The sequence below is a fragment of the Janthinobacterium sp. TND4EL3 genome (assembly GCF_900156175.1).
Classification (GTDB): Bacteria; Pseudomonadota; Gammaproteobacteria; order Burkholderiales; family Burkholderiaceae_D; genus Janthinobacterium.
The window spans coordinates 398426-413792 of record NZ_FTMV01000001.1 but is presented as its reverse complement, the minus strand read 5'-3'; the positions used below and the strand labels follow the sequence as shown (position 1 = coordinate 413792).

General features: G+C 62.3%; 12 protein-coding genes and 1 riboswitch. Of the genes, 2 read left to right on the top strand and 10 right to left on the bottom strand.

What is annotated here, in order from left to right; genetic code table 11:
- Positions 1-109 precede the first annotated feature (109 nt).
- The 3 genes from BXA07_RS01900 to hppD form a co-directional block, all read right to left on the bottom strand.
- Positions 110-1603, bottom strand: coding sequence for a S41 family peptidase (locus BXA07_RS01900; RefSeq protein ID WP_076565110.1), 1494 nt, complete (start codon positions 1601-1603; stop codon positions 110-112).
- 124 nt (positions 1604-1727) lie between these two features.
- Positions 1728-5321, bottom strand: a complete 3594-nt coding sequence (locus tag BXA07_RS01895) for an indolepyruvate ferredoxin oxidoreductase family protein (protein ID WP_076565107.1) — start codon at positions 5319-5321, stop codon at positions 1728-1730.
- Positions 5322-5517: 196 nt separating this feature from the next.
- Positions 5518-6645 carry a 4-hydroxyphenylpyruvate dioxygenase gene (hppD, locus tag BXA07_RS01890; RefSeq protein ID WP_076565105.1) on the bottom strand — a complete coding sequence of 376 codons (1128 nt, stop codon included), beginning with the start codon at positions 6643-6645 and terminating at the stop codon, positions 5518-5520.
- Between the two features lie 125 nt (positions 6646-6770).
- Here hppD and BXA07_RS01885 point away from each other — a divergent pair, with 125 nt between their 5' ends.
- Positions 6771-7295, top strand: coding sequence for an Lrp/AsnC family transcriptional regulator (locus BXA07_RS01885; protein WP_034753092.1), 525 nt, complete (start codon positions 6771-6773; stop codon positions 7293-7295).
- Here the strand turns inward: BXA07_RS01885 and BXA07_RS01880 are convergent.
- The 4 genes from BXA07_RS01880 to BXA07_RS01865 all read right to left on the bottom strand — a co-directional run bounded on the left by BXA07_RS01880 (position 7287) and on the right by BXA07_RS01865 (position 11915).
- A complete protein-coding gene (locus BXA07_RS01880) occupies positions 7287-7991 on the bottom strand; it encodes a GNAT family N-acetyltransferase (RefSeq protein WP_076565102.1) in 705 nt (234 codons plus the stop codon). The two genes, BXA07_RS01885 and BXA07_RS01880, sit on opposite strands and share 9 nt — an antisense overlap.
- 87 nt (positions 7992-8078) lie before the next feature.
- Positions 8079-9176 carry a tRNA nucleotidyltransferase/poly(A) polymerase-related protein gene (locus tag BXA07_RS01875; protein WP_076565100.1) on the bottom strand — a complete coding sequence of 366 codons (1098 nt, stop codon included), beginning with the start codon at positions 9174-9176 and terminating at the stop codon, positions 8079-8081.
- A gap of 12 nt (positions 9177-9188) precedes the next feature.
- Positions 9189-9905 carry a glutathione S-transferase family protein gene (locus BXA07_RS01870; RefSeq protein WP_076565098.1) on the bottom strand — a complete coding sequence of 239 codons (717 nt, stop codon included), beginning with the start codon at positions 9903-9905 and terminating at the stop codon, positions 9189-9191.
- Positions 9906-9917: 12 nt separating this feature from the next.
- A complete protein-coding gene (locus BXA07_RS01865) occupies positions 9918-11915 on the bottom strand; it encodes a lytic transglycosylase domain-containing protein (protein ID WP_083707992.1) in 1998 nt (665 codons plus the stop codon).
- A 99-nt stretch (positions 11916-12014) separates the two neighbouring features.
- Here BXA07_RS01865 and BXA07_RS01860 point away from each other — a divergent pair, with 99 nt between their 5' ends.
- Entirely contained in the window at positions 12015-12545 is a 531-nt protein-coding gene (locus tag BXA07_RS01860; protein WP_076565095.1) for a 5-formyltetrahydrofolate cyclo-ligase, read from the top strand.
- Between the two features lie 19 nt (positions 12546-12564).
- Here BXA07_RS01860 and metF read toward each other — a convergent pair whose 3' ends face one another.
- The 3 genes from metF to ahcY all read right to left on the bottom strand — a co-directional run bounded on the left by metF (position 12565) and on the right by ahcY (position 15244).
- Positions 12565-13395 carry a methylenetetrahydrofolate reductase [NAD(P)H] gene (gene metF / locus BXA07_RS01855; protein ID WP_076565092.1) on the bottom strand — a complete coding sequence of 277 codons (831 nt, stop codon included), beginning with the start codon at positions 13393-13395 and terminating at the stop codon, positions 12565-12567.
- Positions 13382-13738: a phage holin family protein gene (locus tag BXA07_RS01850; RefSeq protein ID WP_076565090.1), complete on the bottom strand. Its 357-nt coding sequence runs from the start codon at positions 13736-13738 to the stop codon at positions 13382-13384. The genes metF and BXA07_RS01850 overlap by 14 nt, the downstream gene beginning before the upstream one ends.
- Before the next feature lie 81 nt (positions 13739-13819).
- A complete protein-coding gene (gene ahcY, locus BXA07_RS01845; RefSeq protein ID WP_070220838.1) occupies positions 13820-15244 on the bottom strand; it encodes an adenosylhomocysteinase in 1425 nt (474 codons plus the stop codon).
- Between the two features lie 24 nt (positions 15245-15268).
- Positions 15269-15337, bottom strand: a riboswitch (S-adenosyl-L-homocysteine riboswitch).
- Positions 15338-15367: the final 30 nt, after the last annotated feature.

The following is a 15367-nucleotide window of genomic DNA, read 5'->3' as shown; positions in this document are numbered from 1 at the left end:
TTCCAGAACGAATCGATTCATCTTTCTATATATCAAAATTGTTATATAGAAAGGTTTTTGAGCAGGAAAACCAGGCACCTTGGGCGTACTCAAGGCAGAAAAATGCGTCTTATCGTCGCAAGATGGCAATTTCCTTGTAGACCGGACGCAGCAGCCGCGTGGCCGTGTCGGCAGGGCTCTCCATCGAACTCAGCAGTCTGGTCGCGCCCGTGGCCGGCGTGCAGCTGCCGCTGCTGCGGTAGCGCAGCGCCGCCGCCAGCATGCCTTCGGACGGGTCGCCCAGCTGATGCTGGTAGTCGTCCGTCACGTCGCAGGTCGGCGCCATGCCATCGGCAAAGTCGCCGAAGCCCTTGGCGTTGACGCCCTGGAATTGCACGGCGAAGTAAGTGGTCCCGCAATTCGGTGCGGGATAAAAACCGTAAGGCTTGCCGCAGGTCGTGCCGCCGATCAGGTTGACCTCCACGTCGACGCCGCGCAAGCCGTTGATGATCGCCTCGCTGGCGGAACAGGTATTGCCGGTGGTCAACAAGGTCACGCGCCGGAGTCCCAGCGAGGGCAGCGGCGTGCCCTTGGCGAGCGGATTCGGGGCGGGAAAACCCTGGCTCTGCGCATGGAAGAGCACGGGTGCCTGCGGCCTGGTCTTGTCATTGAAGAGCACCTGCTCGAAGGTCTTGCCAGCAGTAACTTGCGGGCCGGCAATCATGTAAGCGAGTTCGCTGGCGACATCGAGATAGCCGCCGCCGTTGTAGCGCACGTCGAGCACCAGGTCGCTGATGCCGGCCGCCTGGAAGCGGCGCATGGTCTCGACCAGCTGGCGTTCCGCCACATTATTGTGGGTGTTGAACGTCAGATAGCCCACCTTGCCCGTGGGCGTGTCGATGATGCGTTCGTTCTGCACGGCGCTGGTACTCACGTCGACTGCCGTCAGGCTCACGGACATGGGTGCACCATTGCGGCTCAATCCCAGCGTGTGCGTGCCTTGCGCCTTGGGGAACAGGCCGGCGTTGATGATCGTCACGCTGGCCGTGTCGGGAGCATGGACGAAATCGACGCCATCGATGGTTTGCAGCTCATCGCCGCGCTGCAAGCCCGCCAGCGCCGCCGGCGAGCCCGGCTCGACGATCGTGATCACGGCCTTGCGCGGCGGCGTCGTGCGCGTTACCGCCAGCAGCATGCCGTAGCCCAGTTCGATGCCATTCTGCGCGGCCTCCCACTCTGCCGTCGGCAGGGTGAAATGGAACTGGTCCTTGGGCTTGCCGGACGCCGTCATGGCAGTCGTTTTCAGCACATCAAAATAGGAAATGGGCGTGGCAAAGCTCTGTGGCTGGTATGTGGCCGGCACTTCGCGGTACCACAGATACGTTTCATCGATCCAGCTGCGCACCCACGTCAGCTCGTCGAGCAGCGTGCCCGGCAGATCCACGCTGCTGCCCGTACGCGGTTTCTCGCAGCGGTTCGCCACCGTGGCGGACGCGACGAGCGCCGTCGGACCGGTCGGCGTCACAGGAGGGGCCGCAGGCCCGCTATCGCCGCCGCCTCCGCCGCAGGCACTCAACAACAATACGAGAGGAACCGCCAGGGCGGAAAAGCGCAGGGAATGCATGAGAAAACTTTCCGAAAAGAAATTATCGAAAAATTATAATGCGTTTTACAGACAGGCGTTGTTTTCTTTGACACGAAAAAATGGCGCCCGCAGGCGCCATTACTACAACGTGGAGTTCACCCCATCACACAGTGGCCGCCACGGGCGCCGCCACGACGGGCGGCAGCGGCGCCGGCGCGTTAAAGGCGATCAAGAGACTTGCTTCCTTCTCTTTCGCCGCCTTCAAATGACGCTCCTTCACGTGGCCATAGCCGCGGATGTCTTCCGGGATGCTGGCGATCGCCACGGCTTGCGCCAGCTTGGCCGTCGTCAGCTTCGGCAGCAGGCCGCCCACCGTCGCGCGGTACTCCAGAATCAGCGCGCGCTCCATCTTGCGCTCGGCCGTATGGCCGAACACGTCGAAGGCCGTGCCGCGCAAGCCCTTGAACTTGGCCAGCACGCCGAAGGCCTTCAGCATCCACGGGCCATATTCCTTCTTGATCAGATGGCCCTGGGCGTCCGTTTTCGCCATGATCGGCGGCGCCAGGTGGAACTTGAGCTTGATGTCGCCTTCGAACATGGACGCGATTTTCGCCTGGAAGGCGCCGTCCGTGTACAGGCGCGCCACTTCGTACTCGTCCTTGTAGGCCATCAGCTTGTAGAAGTAGCGTGCCACGGCTTCCGTCAGGCGCAGGTGCGGGCCATTCAGGGCGCTTTCGGCGGCGCGCACCTGGCCGACGAAATCGAGGTACTGCTGCGCATACGCGCGGTCCTGGTAAGCCGTCAGCAGGGCGACCCGTTTTTCGATGATGTCGTCGAGCGTGTCGATGCGCTTGAATTCCACCACCTTGGCTGGCGTCGTCATGCGCACCAGGCTGGCAGTATCGTGGGCGCCGGCGCGGCCCCAGTTGAAGGCGGCCTTGTTGAACGCCACCGAGACGTTGTTCAGGTCGATGGCCTTCATGATGGACGCTTCGCTCAATGGCACCTTGCCCTTTTGCCAAGCATAACCGAGCATGAACATGTTCGTGGCGATGGAGTCGCCCATCAGCGCCGTGGCGATCTGGCCCGCGTCGATGAAGTCGACATGGTCGCTGCCGCAGGCCTTTTCGATTTCCATGCGCGCCGAAGCGCCGGGGAATTGCCAGTCCGGGTTCTTCACGAAAGCGGCCGTCGACGAGCTGGTCGAGTTGATCATGGCCCAGCTGCGGCCTTCTCCCATGCGCGACAGGGCGTCGCGGCTGGCCGTGACGATCAAATCGCAGCCAATCACGAGGTCAGCCGCACCGGTGCCGACGCGCGTCGAGTGGATATCTTCCTGGCGGTCCGCCAGGCGCACGTGCGACATCACGGGGCCGCCCTTCTGTGCCAGGCCGCTCATGTCCAGCACGGAACAGCCCTTGCCTTCCACGTGGGCCGCCATGGCCAGGATCTGGCCGACGGTGACGACACCCGTGCCGCCGATGCCGGTCACCAGGATGCCGAACGGTTCGGCCGTCGAGGGAATCTGCGGTGTCGGCAAGGCCGGCGCGGCTGGCGCGTCCTTGTCGGCGGCAGCCGCCCTCTTCGGCTTTTTCAGGCCGCCGCCTTCCACCGTCACGAAACTGGGGCAGAAACCCGTCGTGCACGAGAAATCCTTGTTGCAGGACGACTGGTTGATCTGGCGCTTGCGCCCCAGTTCCGTTTCCAGCGGTTCCACCGACAGGCAGTTCGATTGCACGGAACAGTCGCCGCAGCCTTCGCAGACGGCTTCGTTGATGACGGCGCGCTTGGCCGGGTCCGGGTATTCATTGCGTTTCCGGCGGCGGCGTTTTTCCGAGGCGCAGGTCTGGTCGTAGATCATGGCCGACACGCCCGGCATGTCGCGCAGTTCGCGCTGCACGTCCATCAGTTCCGAACGGTGGCGCACGGTGACGCCTTCCGCCCAGGCGTAGTCGGACGGGTATTTTTCCGGTTCGTCCGTGACGACGATGATGGGGCCGACGCCTTCGGCGGCGATCTGGCGCGAAATGATGGCCGGAGATAATGGCCCGTCGAATTCCTGGCCGCCCGTCATGGCCACCGCGTCGTTGAACAGAATCTTGTAGGTGATGTTCACCTTGGCCGAGACGGCCGCGCGGATGGCCAGGATGCCCGAGTGGAAATACGTGCCGTCGCCGAGGTTGGTAAACACGTGCTTTTCATTCGTGAACGGCGCCTGCCCCACCCAGGTGACGCCTTCGGCGCCCATGTGGGTAAAGGTCGACGTTTCGCGGTCCATCCACAGCACCATGTAGTGGCAGCCGATGCCGGCCAGCGCGCGCGAGCCTTCCGGCACCTTGGTCGAGGTATTGTGCGGGCAGCCGGAGCAGAAGAACGGCGTGCGGTCCTTTTGCGGATCGGGTTTCACGCTGATAGCCTTGAGGACGTTTTCCTTCGCTTCCAGGTAGGCGATGCGTTCCTTCACGCGCTGCTCGACGGGGTGGCCCGCGTAGTAGCGCGAAATGCGGCTGGCAATGGCCCGGGCGATCATGGCCGGGTTCAGCTCATAGGTGGCCGGCAGCAGCCAGTCGCCGTGTCCCGTGCCCTTCTGGTTGCTCCACTCGCCCGTGTCGTCGAACTTGCCGACCACGCGCGGACGCTCGCCATCCTTGAGGTTGTACAGCTCTTCCTTCAGCGCGTATTCGAGGATTTGCCGCTTTTCTTCCACCACGAGGATTTCGTCGAGGCCCTTGGCGAATTCGTGCACGCCGTCCGCTTCCAGCGGCCAGGTCATGCCGATCTTGTACAGGCGGATGCCGATGTCGGACGCCGTCTGCTCGTCGATGCCGAGATCGGCCAGCGCCTGGCGCGTATCGAGGTAGGATTTGCCGGCCGTGATGATGCCGATGCGCGCCTTCGGGCTGTCCCAGATGATCTTGTTGAGCTTGTTGGCACGCGCATACGCCAGCGCCGCATACCATTTGTAGCTGTTCATGCGCACTTCTTGTTCCAGCACCGTGTCGGGCCAGCGAATATTCAAACCGCCGGCCGGCATCTCGAAGTCGGTCGGCAAGGTGATCTGCACGCGGTCCGGGTCGAAATCGACGGCGGCGCCCGACTCGATGATGTCGGTCACGCATTTCATCGAGACCCACAGGCCCGTGTAGCGGCTCATGGCCCACGCATGCAAGCCATAGTCGATGTATTCCTGCACCGACGACGGGTACAGCACGGGGATGCCGCAAGCGTTCAGGATATGGTCGGACTGGTGCGCCGTGGACGAGGATTTCGCCGCATGGTCGTCGCCGGCCAGCACCAGCACGCCGCCGTGCTTGGCGGAACCGGCGTTATTCGCGTGCTTGAAGACGTCGCCGCAGCGGTCGACGCCGGGGCCCTTGCCGTACCACATGCCGAACACGCCGTCGTATTTCGCGTCCTCGAACAGATTCGTTTGCTGCGTGCCCCAGACGGCCGTGGCGGCCAGGTCTTCGTTCAGGCCCGGGTGGAATTTGACGTGGTGTTCATCGAGGTATTTCTTGGCCTTGATCGCCGTCATGTCGACGGACGTCACGGGCGAACCGCGGTAGCCGGTAATGTAGCCGGCCGTATTCAGGCCAGCCTTGAGGTCGCGCTCGCGCTGCAGCATGGGCAGGCGGATCAGCGCTTGCGTGCCCGTCATGAAGGCGCGGCCGCGCTCCAGCGTGTATTTGTCGTTCAGGGAAATTTCGGACGCGTGCGCGCCCGGCTCAAGACTCGAGCCCTTGATTGGTGCATTCATTACTTGTCTCCATTATTCTCTGTGCTACGCGTGCAAAGTCGGTTGAACTCACACGTACCGGCAGCGCTTTGTGAGCATGCCGGTGCGGAAAAATGACTTGTTTGTCGTAGACTACCACAGGAAGGCGCGCAGTTCTTTGCTGCGCTGCACTCCCGTGCTACTGCCTTTTTTACTACTATTTGTTACAGGACAATACTTATGCCGCGTTCGTATCTTTCAGCACGCCGCGCTTGATCTGGTCCAGCTCGATCGACTCGAACAGCGCGCGGAAGTTGCCTTCACCGAAGCCCTGGTCGCCCTTGCGCTGGATGATCTCGAAGAAGATCGGGCCGATCACCGTCTGCGTAAAGATTTGCAGCAGCAGTTCGCGTTCGTTCTCCGTGCTGTGGCCATCGATCAGGATGCGCAGGCGGCGCAGTTCGTCGAGCTGCTCGCCGTGGTTCGGCAGGCGGCGGTTGACCAGCTCATAGTAAGTTTCAATCGTATCCTGGAAATCGATACCCGTATCGCGCATGCCTTGCACGGAGGCGTAGATATTGTCCGTGCCCAGGGCGATATGCTGGATGCCTTCGCCATGGTACTGGTCCAGGTATTCGGCGATCTGCGACTTGTCGTCCGACGATTCGTTGATCGGAATGCGGATCTTGCCGCATGGCGAGGTCATGGCCTTCGATTTGAGGCCCGTCAGCTTGCCTTCGATGTCGAAGTAGCGCACTTCGCGGAAATTGAACAGGCTTTCATAGAAGCTCGCCCATTCCTTCATGCGGCCACGGTGCACATTGTGCGTCAGGTGGTCGATGTAGGTCAGGCCGTGGCCGACGGGGTTGGCGACGGCGCCCGGAATGGCGACGAAATCGACGTCATAGATGCTGATGTCGCCGATGCCGCCCGGCGCAGCGGCGCCTTCCTTGTCGGCGCCCTTGCCGCGCCAGCGGTCGACGAAATACAGCAGGGAATCGCCCACGCCCTTGATGGCGGGGATATTGAGCTCCATCGGGCCGGTTTTGTTATCGAAACCCCAGGCGCCCAGTTCCAGCGCGCGGCGGTACACAAAGGCCGCATCGTCGACGCGGATGGCGATGGCGCACACGGACGGGCCGTGATGACGGGCAAATCGTTGCGCGAACGAATCTTGTTCGGCATTGATGATGAAATTGATGTCGCCCTGGCGGTACAGGGTCACATCCTTGTGGCGGTGGCGCGCGATGGCCGTGAAGCCCATGTTCTCGAACAGCTTGCCCAATGCTTTTGGGTCTGGTGCTGCATACTCGACGAACTCGAAACCATCGGTACCCATCGGGTTATCCCAAGGCTGAAATTGCATGATGTCTCCTCCAAGAAGTAGCGCACAGTATAGGCGCGGGTCACGGGCATTAAATGCCAAAGATCTCCCGAACAATCATGATTTGCGCAATAATATTGCGTGAAACAAGAACCACCGGAGGAAGCATGAGCAAAATTACGCTGGATAAAACGGATCGCAAGATCCTCGCCGTCCTGCAGGCCGATGGCCGCCTGTCGAATCAGGACGTGGCCGAGCAGGTCAGCCTGTCGCCGTCGCCATGCTTGCGCCGCGTCAAACGGCTGGAAGAAGCGGGCGTGATCCGCCAGTACGTGGCCCTGCTGGACCCGGAAAAGATCGGCCTGGGCCTGCTTGCCTACGTCAACGTGCGGCTGGAAAAGCACAGCGACGCCACCGCCCACAGCACGGCACGCGTGCTGGCGCCGAATCTGGTGACGAATACCTCGCCGCGCGCCGACTTCGCCGTGGCCGTGGCGCAATGGCCGGAAGTGGTGGCCTGCTATGCGATGACGGGCGAAATGGACTATCTGTTGCGCGTGCACGTGGAAGACATGGAACACTTTTCGCGCTTCATGATGGCGACCCTGCTGCGCCACCCGGCCGTGCTGGACGTGAAATCGAGCTTTGCCTTGCAGCGCATCAAGGATACGACGGCCCTGCCCTTATTGTGATGGTGGCCCGGGCTTCTTCTTGCGCCCCGGCAAGCGATCCCACAGCTTGAACGCGGCGCGCGCATTGGCCTTGAACGTATAGTCGAACATGGCGAACTGCTCCTGCACGGCTTCCTGCAGCATGCTGGTCGGGTTCGGTGGCAACAGTTTCAAATAGGCATCAGCTTCGCCATAGTCGCGCTGGATTTCCATGCCCGCCTTCTTGGCGATATGCATCATCGTCTTGTTCGACGATAAACAGTGCATGTACAGGGTATCGACATCGTTGTTACGGCAGTGAATTGCCGCCCGCTCGAACAGTTTCGAGCCCACGCCCATGCCGCGCATGGATTTCGACACGGACACGCCAAATTCCGCCACCTGCTCCTTGTCCGTCACCACGCTTTTTGCCGGCGACTTGTCCTTCGGCGCGAACGCCAGGTGCCCCACGCCCACCAGTTTGAAGGTGCTGCTGTAGACCCCATAGACCATGTCGCGCGAAAAATCCATCTTTTGCACGTACTGGGCCACCAGTTCATCGGGCAAGGCGCTGCCGAAGCGCAGCAGGCGGTCGCTTTTTTCCAGCAACAGGAAATGCTTCATCATGCGGCGCCGGTCGCGCTCATGCAATTGCTTGACGAGCACGGTTGGACGCCCGCCGCCGCTACGGCTGAGCCAGCGGCGAAACGGGTTTTGAAACAGCTTGGGTAAGGTCACGACAACTCCTGGGGGCGGTACGGCGGCACGTCAGGCCGACATTGTGCAGTGCAGCATTGTGGCGCCATTGTAGCCTATTCCCGCCATTCAAGCCTGGGCCAGGAAGGCCGCCACGGCCGCCACCCGTGCCGCATGGATGACTTCGGGGATGCGTTTCGGCTCCGTACAGCCCTGCGCCAGCGCGCCCGCATTCACGCCGCGCGCCGCGTCCAGCCCGCCCTGCAGCCGCGCCGCCTGGGGGAAGTCGCCGGCGACCAGCCCATCGCACGCCACCGCCTGCAGCAGTTGCGCGAAGCGCTGCGGCTTGCGCAAGCCGTCGCAGCGTTCGCACAGACTGACGATGGCCTCGGCGCCCAAGTCCAGCGCGCCGTTGATATTGTCCAGCTCGCGCGCCGCCATGACGGCCAGTTCGCGGCACTCGTTGGGCACGCGCAGGCGCTCGCCCAGCTGCTCGATGGCATCCTTGCTCAAATGCAGCATCAAGGCGGCAAAGCGCACGGGCAAGTCATGACCTTGCGCGGCGGCATGGTCGACGACCTGCAGCAAGCGCTCGCTGATGGTGATTTCGCCCATGATGCGCGCCAGTGCGCCGCACTCGTGCAGCACCGTCAGCATGCGCGACGGCCGCGCTTCCATCAGTCCTTTCGCCACTTCCTGCCACACGCGCTCGGCCACGAGGGCATCGACTTCGCCATCAAGCACCATCCGGCGCATCAGGGCCATGGTGGCCGGCGCCACGGTAAAAGCGTCGAAACGGGCGGCAAAGCGGGCCAGGCGCAGGATGCGCACGGGATCTTCGCCGAACGCGTCGGAGACGTGGCGGAAGATTCTGTTCTCGATATCCTGAATGCCGCCGAACGGGTCGGTCAAGGTACCGTCCTCGGCTTGCGCGATGGCGTTGATGGTCAGATCGCGCCGCACCAGATCGTCCTCCAGCGTGACGTCGGGCGCCGTGTGGAAGACGAAACCCCGGTAGCCGGGGGCCGTCTTGCGTTCCGTGCGGGCCAGCGCGTATTCTTCCTGCGTCTGCGGGTGCAGGAAGACGGGAAAATCCTTGCCGACGGGGCGGAAGCCCTGGCGCAGCATGTCTTCCGGCGTGGCGCCGACGACGACGTGGTCGTGGTCTTTCACGGGCAAGCCCAGCAGTTGGTCGCGCACCGCGCCACCGACCGTGTATATCTTCATAACACTCTTTTCTTAATCAGGCAGTTCCGCGTCGTGCTTGGCAGCGACTTCCGTCTCCGCCAGCGCTTCCGTGATCCAGCGGGCCACGGCCGGGTGCGCCTGCACGCGCTCGCAATACGCGTTCAGCGCCGGCGCCAGCGACACGCCATAGGTGCGGAAACGCATGACGACGGGCGCGAAATACGCATCGGCGATGGAAAACTCGCCAAACAGGAACTGGTGGTGGCCAAAGCGGGATAAACACTCTTCCCAGATTTCGCTGATGCGGCCGATGTCGGCCTGCGCGGCGGCCGTGCGGCCACGGCCCGGCAACTTCGCCTTGATATTCATCGACATGTCCGTGCGCAAGCCGGTGAAACCGGAATGCATTTCCGCGCAGACACAACGCGCCATGGCGCGCGCGGCCACGTCCTGCGGCCACAGGTGTTTATCAGGAAACTGCTCGGCCAGGTATTCGCAGATGGCCAGGCTGTCCCAGATCGTCATTTCGCCCGCCAGCAGCACGGGCACGCGGCCACAGGCAGAATAGGCGGCGATTTTCGTCGCCGTGTCCTGCTGGTCGAGCAGCACGCGCACTTCCTGGAACGGGATGCCAAAGGCCGTCATGGCCACCCAGGGACGCATCGACCACGACGAGTAATTCTTGTTGCCGATAATCAGGGTCAAACCTGGCTCGCGCGCGGCGGCCAGGGCTTGCGTCAGGCTGGGGTCAAGGATGGTGGTTTGCATGGTCAGCGATCTTTAATTGGATGATGGCAAATCGGCCGCGACGGCGCTGTTTTTCGGTCCCACGGTGCCCAGGCGCGCCTTCAGCGACTGCGGGCTCTTCTCGAACAGGGCTGCGTAATACGTGGCGTTGGCCATCACGTTCTTCACGTAGCCGCGCGTTTCCGTGTACGGGATCGTTTCGGCAAAGACGGCGCCTTCCAGCGGACGCGTCATGGTGGCGCGCCAGATGCGCAAGCGCCCCGGCCCCGCATTGTAGGCGGCGCTGGCCAGCACTTGCGAACCGTCCAGGCCGCCAAGCACCATGTTCAGGTAATTCGTGCCCAGCAAGACATTCGTGCGCACGTCGCTCAGGGTTTCCGTGACGAAATCGGTGAGACCAATCTTCTTGGCGACATAACGGGCCGTCGACGGCATGACCTGCATCAAACCGGACGCGCCCACATGCGACTGCGCATCCATGATGAAGCGCGATTCCTGGCGGATCAAGCCATACACCCAGGCCTTGTCCAGACCCAGGGTTTGCGTGGCCGGATGCATGACGTCGTCGTGCGGCGTCGGGTAGCGTTGCGTATAGTCCACTTCCAGGCGCGTGCGGTCGGAGGTGTTGACCATGCGGTCGAGCACATTGTTCTGGCGCGCAAACTCCGCGGCGGCCAGATGTTGCCTGTCCGTCATCGAACGCAATTCCCAGTTCCACTCGCGCGTGCCTTCGAAGCGCAAGCGCATATTGAAGAATTTTAACGCCCGCTGCAGGCCCGGGTTGGCAGCCATGGCGGCGATTTCCGTGGGACTGACGGGCTGGCCAGGTGGCGGCAGCACCAGGTGGTTGCCCAGCTCTTCATTGGCCAGCAAGCCGTAGAAATTCGACTGGTCGGCAATCGTGCGGTACAGGACGTCGGCCTGCGCATTCGGGCGGCCCGGCGTTTCGGCCTGCTGCGCGCGCGCCAGCCAGTAGACCCAGGTAGGGTCCGTGCGCAGCGAGGCCGGCATGGCCTGGATGCTGGATTTCACCATGGGCCAGTTTCCTTCGCGCAAGGCAATGCGCGTTTTCCACTGCATCTGCTCCAGGGTCAACGGAGCGCCATTGGCTTTTTGCCAATACTCGAACGCTTCCGGCGCCAGCGAATACGATGCCTGCAAAGCCAGGTTGGACCAGCCGATGGCTTGCTCCTGCGGCGTGAGGGACGGACTGGCCTTTTGCAGGGCCACCACGCCCAGTTTCAAGGTGCTTTTCGCCATGCGGCCGATGGCCACCAGGTACATTTCATGGTCGGCGCGACTGGGGCCCGGCCCCTTGGCCAGCATCAGTGCGGGCAAGTCGATGGCTTGCGCCATCTTCGCGTCGGACGCGCCCAGCAGCAGCGCGATGCGGCGCGCCGGGCCGGTGGCATTCGTCTGGCCCGCCAGGCGGATCTGCGCCCACAGATCGTTCGCGTCGAACTGGCCATTTTGCGCCAGTGCGGCGATCAGGCTGCCGCACGCTTCGCCATAGCCCGGTGGCGAGACGAGCAGGTTGCGCGCCTCGGGCGCCACGTTCTGCCCCTTGGCGGCGCGCGACATCAGGGCATAGCACTTGAGCTGGGTGTCGTCGTCGAGCGCGAATTGCGGATATTGCTCATCGAACACGACCCAGTCGCGCTTGCGGCCCAGCTCCAGCAGCCAGTCGTTGCGGAAGCGGTCGGCGATGGCGCTGCCCTTGTAGCGGTTCAGGTAATCGCGAAATTGCGCCTCGGTCAACTGCTTGATGCGCGGTTTCAGCCGATAATAGTCGACATACGATGGAATCTGGTAATTCGTCAGCCGTGCCGCATAAAAGTCGGCTTTTTCGACGTCATCCTTGCGCGCGGCGTCGCGCAGCAGCAGGAAGGCATCGTCCTCGCTGCGCGTATCGGACGCCAGCGCGGCGGCAGGGGAGACAGTGGCGGACACCTGGGCCAGGGCGGCCAGGGGAGACAAGGCCGATGCGGCACACAGCATCGAGCCGGCAATCCATTTCAGTGGGGAAATCAATGTACGACTCTCAATCTTGATGGTGATATGAATAGCGACCCTAGAATAACATGCGACCCGGCTACACGGCCACCCATTGCGCCACAGGAAAAAGCCGGCTTGCGCAAAGCCCTGCTGGCGGCCAGGCGCGCCCTGCCCGAGGCTACGCGAGTAAGGTGGGATACGGCCATCGTGCAGCGCCTGCTGGACTGGTGCGCGCAAGAAAATATCAAGGAACTGGGCGTGTACTGGCCCCTGCACGGCGAGCCCGACTTGCACGAGGCATATGCACAGCTGGCCGCGCGCGGCGTGCAATTAAGCTTGCCGGTGGTGCTGGAAAAGCATGCGCCGCTGGCATTTTCCGACTGGACACCGGGCGAAGCGATGGTCAAGGATGGCATGGGCGTGGCCGTACCGGCGCAATTGCGCCTGCGCCCGGCACCGGCGGCCCTGCTCGTGCCCTGCCTGGGTTTTAACCAGGAACGCTTTCGCCTCGGCTATGGCGGCGGCTATTACGACCGCACGCTGGCCCAAACGCCCCGTCCGCGCACGCTCGGCATCGCCTATGCCTGCCTGGCGGCAAGTTTTCCCAACGGCGAATACGACATCGCCCTCGATCACATCGTGACCGAGGGCGATCTTTACCGTTAGGCGCTGTAAGCCCGAGCTACTACTTCACCAGGCGCTGCCACAAGGCCGTCGTCGGCGCCGCCTGGTTCATGCTATAGAAATGCAAGCCTGGCGCGCCGCCTTCCAGCAGGCGTTCGCACAGGCCCGTCACCACGTCCAGGCCGAAGGCCTTGATGGACGCGCTGTCGTCGCCGAAGCTGGCCAGTTTCAGACGCACCCAGCGAGGAATTTCCGCGCCGCACATGTCCGAAAAGCGCATCAGCTGGGTGTAATTCGTGATCGGCATGATGCCGGCCACGATGGGCACGTTGATGCCCAGCTTCTGCGTCTGCTCGACAAACTGGAAATACGCGTCGGCATTGTAGAAGTACTGGGTGATGGCCGCATTGGCGCCGGCCTGCACCTTGCGCGCAAACGCCTGCAGGTCGTCTTGCGGCGAACGGGCTTGCGGATGCACTTCCGGATAGGCGGCCACTTCGATATGAAAATGGTCGCCCGTCTCGGCGCGGATGAATTCCACCAGCTCGTTGGCGTAACGGAACTCGCCCGAGGCGCCATAGCCGCTGGGCAAGTCGCCCCGTAACGCCACGATGCGGTTCACGCCGGCCGCCTTGAAGTCGGCCAGCACGGCGCGGATCGATGCGCGCGAGCCGCCCACGCAAGACAGGTGGGGCGCGGCTTGCTCGCCGGCCGCCAGGATCTCGCGCACGGTGTCCAGCGTGCCCTGCTGCGTCGTGCCGCCCGCGCCGAACGTCACCGAGAAATACTTCGGATGCAATTCAGACAACTTGACACGCGTGGCGCGCAGCTTTTCCGCCCCTTCCGGGGTTTTCGGCGGGAAAAACTCGATACTGAAGTTATGCGTTGCCATTGTCATTACTCAAAAGTAAGGTCGACAAGGCCCAGGAAATGATGCTGTACAGAATGGCACCACCGACGGCCGACCAGAAACTGGCGACATGGAAACCATCGATCATCTGCGCCACCAGCCAGAACATGAAGCCATTGATGATCAAAATGAACAGGCCCAGCGACAGGAACGTCACGGGCAGGGTCAGCAGGATCAGCAGGGGGCGGATCAGGGCATTGACCAGCCCCAGCACGGCAGCGGCCAGCAGCGCGGTCCAGCCGCTGCTCATCGTTACCGAGTGCATCAGGTAGGGGACGGCAAACAGGGCTGCCGCATTGATAAACCAAATCAGTAGCAAGCGCATTTCTCTAGCCTGTCAAAAGTAGGGTCAGGCCGGCGGCAGGCGCCGGCCCTCAGAGGGTGAGTTACAGCCCCGGACTACCGATTAATAACGGTAGTGCTCTGGCTTATAAGGGCCTTCTTGACGCACGCCGATGTAGTCGGCTTGCTCTTGCGTCAGTTCCGTCAGCTGCGCATTCAACTTTTTGAGTTGCAAACGGGCGACTTTTTCATCCAGGTGTTTCGGCAGGGTGTACACGCCGACCGGGTAGTTGGCCGTGTTCGCGTACAGCTCGATCTGGGCGATCGTCTGGTTGGCGAACGACGAGCTCATCACGTACGACGGGTGGCCCGTGCCGCAACCGAGGTTGACCAGACGGCCTTCGGCCAGCAGGATGATGCGGCGGCCCGACGGGAAGATGATGTGGTCGACTTGCGGCTTGATGTTTTCCCACTCGTATTGTTTCAACGAAGCAACGTCGATTTCATTGTCAAAGTGACCAATGTTGCAGACGATGGCCTGGTCTTTCATGCGCGTCAGGTGGTCGTGCGTGAGGATGTGATAGTTGCCCGTGCAGGTCACGAAGATATCGCCGTGTTCGCAGGCGTAATCCATCGTGACCACGCGGTAGCCTTCCATCGCCGCCTGCAGTGCGCAGATCGGATCGACTTCCGTCACCCACACTTGCGCCGACAGGGCGCGCATGGCTTGGGCCGAACCCTTGCCCACGTCACCGTAACCGGCGATGACGGCCACTTTACCGGCGATCATCACGTCGGTGGCGCGCTTGATGCCATCGACCAGCGACTCGCGGCAGCCGTACAGGTTGTCGAACTTCGATTTCGTGACGGAATCGTTGACGTTGATCGCAGGGAAAGCCAGCTTGCCTTCCTTGTGCATCTGGTACAAACGGTGCACGCCGGTCGTCGTTTCTTCCGTTACGCCCAGGATTTCCGGCAGGCGTTTCGAGTACCACGTCGGGTCGGCCAGCAAGTGCTTCTTGATCGAGTTGAACAGGCAGATTTCTTCGTCCGAGCCGGGATTGGCCAGCACCGACAGGTCGGTTTCCGCGCGCACGCCCAGGTGCAGCAGCAGGGTTGCGTCGCCGCCATCGTCGAGGATCATGTTCGAATAGACAGCCTTGCCGTCCGCATCCGGCCATTCGAAGATGCGGTGCGTGTATTCCCAGTAGTCGTCCAGCGACTCGCCCTTGACGGCGAACACGGGCGTGCCGGCGGCAGCGATGGCGGCGGCGGCGTGATCTTGCGTCGAGTAAATGTTGCACGATGCCCAACGCACTTGCGCGCCCAGTGCTTCCAGCGTCTGGATCAGCACGGCGGTCTGGATGGTCATGTGGATGGAACCGGTGATGCGCGCGCCCTTCAATGGCTGCGCTGCCGCGAATTCCTCGCGGATGGCCATCAGGCCTGGCATTTCCGTTTCAGCAATCTTGATTTCTTTGTCGCCCCATGCGGCCAAGGTGATATCGGCGATGGTGTAGTCGTGTTGCGATTTGAGTACGGCGTTCATCACGCCCTCCTTTCAGTTGAAAAAGGTACGTGAGCGCGGTTGCAGGATATTCCGAGCCTGGCGAATTTCTTCGTCGCAACGCTCCTCGGACACGGGATTTTAACATTGTCAAGCCGCGCGCGC

What these genes read in the sequence shown, in the direction of transcription:
- BXA07_RS01850 (WP_076565090.1), bottom strand. Translation starts at nt 13,738, where the DNA reads ATGCGCTTGCTACTGATTTGGTTTATCAATGCGGCAGCCCTGTTTGCC.
- BXA07_RS01875 (WP_076565100.1), bottom strand. Translation starts at nt 9,176, where the DNA reads ATGAAGATATACACGGTCGGTGGCGCGGTGCGCGACCAACTGCTGGGC.
- ahcY (WP_070220838.1), bottom strand. Translation starts at nt 15,244, where the DNA reads ATGAACGCCGTACTCAAATCGCAACACGACTACACCATCGCCGATATC.
- metF (WP_076565092.1), bottom strand. Translation starts at nt 13,395, where the DNA reads ATGGCAACGCATAACTTCAGTATCGAGTTTTTCCCGCCGAAAACCCCG.
- BXA07_RS01870 (WP_076565098.1), bottom strand. Translation starts at nt 9,905, where the DNA reads ATGCAAACCACCATCCTTGACCCCAGCCTGACGCAAGCCCTGGCCGCC.
- BXA07_RS01900 (WP_076565110.1), bottom strand. Translation starts at nt 1,603, where the DNA reads ATGCATTCCCTGCGCTTTTCCGCCCTGGCGGTTCCTCTCGTATTGTTG.
- hppD (WP_076565105.1), bottom strand. Translation starts at nt 6,645, where the DNA reads ATGCAATTTCAGCCTTGGGATAACCCGATGGGTACCGATGGTTTCGAG.
- BXA07_RS01885 (WP_034753092.1), top strand. Translation starts at nt 6,771, where the DNA reads ATGAGCAAAATTACGCTGGATAAAACGGATCGCAAGATCCTCGCCGTC.
- BXA07_RS01895 (WP_076565107.1), bottom strand. Translation starts at nt 5,321, where the DNA reads ATGAATGCACCAATCAAGGGCTCGAGTCTTGAGCCGGGCGCGCACGCG.